General features: G+C 58.5%; 4 protein-coding genes and 1 tRNA gene. 2 read left to right on the top strand and 3 right to left on the bottom strand.

Annotated features, from left to right (window positions below):
* From D1159_RS18450 to pckA, 3 genes are all read right to left on the bottom strand, one after another.
* Positions 1-217, bottom strand: a 217-nt coding sequence (locus D1159_RS18450) for an OadG family protein (protein ID WP_161847059.1), incomplete at its 3' end; no start/stop codon positions are given.
* Positions 218-232: 15 nt separating this feature from the next.
* Entirely contained in the window at positions 233-1633 is a 1401-nt protein-coding gene (locus D1159_RS18445; protein ID WP_161847058.1) for a pyruvate carboxylase subunit B, read from the bottom strand.
* 101 nt (positions 1634-1734) lie between these two features.
* Positions 1735-3303 (bottom strand): phosphoenolpyruvate carboxykinase (ATP), encoded by a 1569-nt coding sequence (gene pckA / locus D1159_RS18440; protein WP_161847057.1) that lies wholly within the window; start codon positions 3301-3303, stop codon positions 1735-1737.
* Between the two features lie 257 nt (positions 3304-3560).
* Between pckA and D1159_RS18435 the strand changes: the two genes are divergently transcribed.
* Positions 3561-3652 (top strand) — tRNA-Ser (locus D1159_RS18435).
* A 412-nt stretch (positions 3653-4064) separates the two neighbouring features.
* Positions 4065-4283, top strand: a 219-nt coding sequence (locus tag D1159_RS18430) for a hypothetical protein (RefSeq protein WP_202621165.1), incomplete at its 3' end; no start/stop codon positions are given.

Genomic DNA, 4283 nt, shown 5'->3' with positions numbered 1-4283 from the left:
CGGGGGCCGGGGGCGCGGAGGGCGCCGCCGGGGCGGCAGGGGCGGCGGTGGCCGTGGGGCCGTCCGTGCCGGGGGCGGCCTTCACGCCGGCGGACGTTTTCGCTGTCATAATCTTGCCCATGAGGGTGACCACGCACATCAGCAGCACCAGGCCGAAAAATACCACCCCATAGCCCAGCACGGCGGTGACAATGGCCTCTGCAATCGGCATTTTCATGTTTGCAGCCCCCCTTTACGCTTCCTCGATGGTATAGGTGGCCATATTCTCCTCCTTGGCCTTGCGCTCTTTCAGGAACGCCTCGGCCTGCTGGGGGAAGCAGATATAGCTCATGAGATCCTCCTCGCACCGGGCCAGATCGCCCAGGGCGGCCTTGGCGTCCTCGAACTCCTTGCCGGTGCGCTTGGCGTCCTCAATGCGGCAGTCCACGGGCTTGCCCCCCTCGCCCAGGATCTTCGCCTCCAGAGCGGCGTCCACCGGGGCGGGAGAGATGCCGTACTCGCCCTTGAAGTAGTTTTTCACCTCGTTGGAGATCTGCTTGTACCGCTCGCCCATGAGGACGTTGACTACCGCCTGGTTGCCCACCATCTGGGACAGGGGGGTGACCAGAGGGGGATAGCCCAGATCCTTGCGCACGCTGGGGATCTCCGCCAGAGCCGCCTCAAACTTATCCATGGCGTTCATATCCTTCAGGTTGGCGATCATGTTGGACAGCATTCCGCCAGGCACCTTGTATACCAGGGCCTGGGAGTCGGTGGCCATACTCTTGGGGTTGAGCAGGCCGGAGTCCACGTACTTCTGCTTGATGGGCTTGAAGTAGTCGTTGACCTTGTTGATCACGTCCTCGTTCAGGCCGGTTTCAATGCCGTACTGACCCAGGGCGTAGAACAACGTCTCGGTAGCGGGCTGGCTGGTGCCGTTGGAGAAGCAGGAGGTGGCGGTGTCGATGACGTCTACGCCGGACTCAATGGCCTTGGTTACCGTCATATAGGCCATGCCGGTGGTGCAGTGGGTGTGGAGGATAATCGGCATGTCGCCGATGGCGTCCTTGATGCCCTTGATCAGGTGCTCCGCCTCATAGGGGCTCATAGTGCCGGCCATATCCTTCAGGCAGATGGTCTCAAAGCCCATGGACTTCAGCTCCTTGCACATCTCCACGTATTTGTCCACGGTGTGTACCGGGCTCTGGGTGTAGGAGATGCAGCCGGAGGCGATGGTTTTGGGGGTGGCGTACTTCTTGGTGGCCTCCAGGGCGGTCTTGATGTTGCGGAAGTCGTTCAGCGCGTCAAAAATGCGGATGATGTCGATGCCGTTCTTAATGGACAGTTCCACAAATTTCTCCACCACGTCATCGTGATAGTGCTTGTAGCCCAGCAGGTTCTGGCCCCGCAGCAGCATCTGAAGGCGGGTGTTGGGCATGTTCTTGCGGATGTTGCGCAGCCGCTCCCAGGGGTCCTCCCCCAAATAGCGCAGGCAGGAGTCAAAGGTGGCGCCGCCCCAGCACTCCACAGAGTAGTAGCCGGCCTTGTCCATCTCGGACAAAATGCCGGCGTAATCGCTGTAGGGCAGCCGGGTGGCCATCAGGGACTGGTTGGCGTCACGGAGCACTGTCTCCGTAAATTGAACCTTTTTCATAGATACACCTCCAATAGTTCTCTCCGGTTTCCGCTGCGGCGGACAGGCAGGGGCGGTCTGGCCGGCGATGCCGGCCGGACCGCTCCATACTGTGTCCTCTTTTATGCCTTGGGGCCCGCGTCCACCACGTCCTGGGACATGTGGGTGTACTTCTTAAAGTTCTCCACAAAGGACTTGGCCAGCTCCTTGGCTTTGGCCTCATAGCCCGCCTGGTCGCCGCCCCACTGCTTGGCGGGGATCATCTGCTCATCAGGCACACCGGGGCAGGAGGTGGGCACCTGCACGCCGAAGTAGGGGTCGGTGACAAACTCGGCCTTCTCCAGCTCGCCGTTGAGGGCGGCGGTGACCATAGCCCGGGTGAACTTCAGGTTCATGCGCTTGCCGCTGTTGCCACACCAGCCGGTGTTGACCAGATACACATTGGCGCCGGACTTGGACACCTTCTCTGCCAGCATCTTGGCGTAGATGGAGGGATCCAGGGGCATAAAGGGCGCGCCGAAGCAGGTGGAGAAGGTAGGTACGGGGGAGGTAATGCCCCGCTCGGTCCCCGCCAGCTTGGAGGTAAAGCCGGATACGAAGTAGTACTGGGCCTGCTGCCCGTTCAGCTTGGAGATGGGGGGCATGACGCCGTAGGCGTCGGCGGTGAGGAAGATGACGGTCTTGGGGGTGCCGCCGATGCCGGGGATGGCGGCGTTGGGGATGTAGTCCACGGGGTAGCCCACACGGGTATTCTCGGTCAGGCTGCCGTCAGCGTAGTCGGGCTCACGGGTTTCCTCGTCGTGGATGACGTTCTCCACCAGAGCGCCGAATTTGATGGCCTGGAAGATCTCCGGCTCCCGCTCCTCGGTCAGGTCAATGCACTTGGCATAGCAGCCGCCCTCGAAGTTAAAGACGGAGTCGTCCGCCCAGCCGTGCTCGTCGTCGCCGATGAGCTTGCGGTTGGGGTCGGCGGACAGGGTGGTCTTGCCGGTGCCGGACAGGCCGAAGAAGATGGCGGAGTCCCCGGCCTCGCCGATGTTGGCGGAGCAGTGCATGGGGAAGATGCCCTCCTTGGGCATGAGATAGTTCATCACGGAGAAGACGGACTTCTTAATCTCGCCCGCGTACTGGGACCCGGCGATGAGCACCAGCTTCTTCTCATAGTCGATCATGATGGCGGCCTCGGAGTTTACATGGTCCCGCTCGGGGATGCACTTGAAGCCGGGGGCGGCGATGATGGTGAAGTCGGGGGTATAGCCGGTAAGCTGGTCCTGGGTGGGACGCAGCAGAAGCTGGTGGATAAACAGATTCTGGCTGGCCAGCTCGTTGACGATGCGGAACGCCTTGGTGTACTTGGGATCCGCGCCGGCAAAGCCGTCGAAGATGAAGATCTCACGGTTCTGGAGATAGGCCACCATCTTCTCATACAGGGCGTCGAAGACCTCCTGCGTGGTGGGCACGTTCACCTTGCCCCAGGCAATGTCGTCGTGTACGCCGGCGGAGTCCACGATGAATTTGTCGTTAGGGGACCGGCCGGTATACTTACCGGTGTTGACACACAGCGCGCCGGTGTTGTTCAGGTAGCCCTCGCCCCGACGCAGCGCGTGTTCCACCAGCTTGGCGGGCGCCAGGTTGCGGTACACGGCAGTGGGGTGGATGATTCCCAGCTTTTCCAGACCATAAGTTTCCATAGATGATGTTCCTCCTCAGTTATAGCAGTCTGCTTCATGCGGCCCCTCCGTCCGGAAAGACAGGCAGAAACGCACTTAGGAATATTTGGCAGGGAGAGCTTCGCCCGCCTACAGCCAAGTATAGCATAGTCTCGCCTCCATTGCCACATTTTTTCGTAATATTTGCGTATTTTTCCCGTTTGCCACTTGACGTTGAAAAAAAAGGTGGTATAATAATAGTCGCTGTCTCTATACTGCGCGTTCTACATTTCCTCTTTGGAGAGATGGCTGAGCTGGTCGAAGGCGCACGATTGGAAATCGTGTAGGCGTTGATAGCGTCTCGAGGGTTCGAATCCCTCTCTCTCCGCCAAGCCGGGGCAAGCGAGATATCGCTTGTCCTGGCTTTTTTATCTACAAAAGAACAAAGAAAGACATAAACAAAACGGGCCTCTCACCTATGGCGGGGGGTCCGTTCTGCCTGCTGGCGGCAATCAGATGCCTCCTAATAAAACGGTTTTACATTACGCCTGTCCAATTTATTGAATTCCAGGTAAATATAAAATGATTTTCCCCCTGCCAAAGTAATTCAGGGTCCGCTGAGGCGATCTCAAATTCGGCATATTAAACAAAATATTGGAGAACTTTTCAAAAATGATTGAAATATATGTTGAAAAGTTTTAAAATACAAGGCAGAGTGAAAGGCCTGGGCCTTTCACTGCGTTGGTATACCAACGCAGTGAAGATCTCTGTATTTATCTAGGCTTCAAGAAAGGATGGTCCCGATGAAACGTAGTTGGAACAAGTTCCTCAGCTTCTTCCTGATTACTGCCATGCTTGCCTCCCAGATTCCCGCTTCAGCAGCAGAGGCGTTAAGCAGCGAACCGCCTCCTGACTCTCCTGGTATTAGTACCCCTGTAGAGGACTCCGAGGAGCCCGGCGAGGGCACTCCCGAGGAACCCGGCGAGGGCACTCCCGAGGAGCCCGGCGAGGGCACTCCCGAG

It is taken from the genome of Pseudoflavonifractor sp. 524-17 (genome assembly GCF_009935845.1).
GTDB lineage: Bacteria > Bacillota > Clostridia > Oscillospirales > Oscillospiraceae > Pseudoflavonifractor_A.
The sequence above is the reverse complement of the archived record's forward strand: the minus strand, read 5'-3'. Positions and strand labels throughout refer to the sequence as shown.

Excerpts from the sequence above, each read along its gene's own strand:
- D1159_RS18445 (WP_161847058.1), bottom strand. The coding sequence starts at position 1,633 with ATGAAAAAGGTTCAATTTACGGAGACAGTGCTCCGTGACGCCAACCAG.
- pckA (WP_161847057.1), bottom strand. The coding sequence starts at position 3,303 with ATGGAAACTTATGGTCTGGAAAAGCTGGGAATCATCCACCCCACTGCC.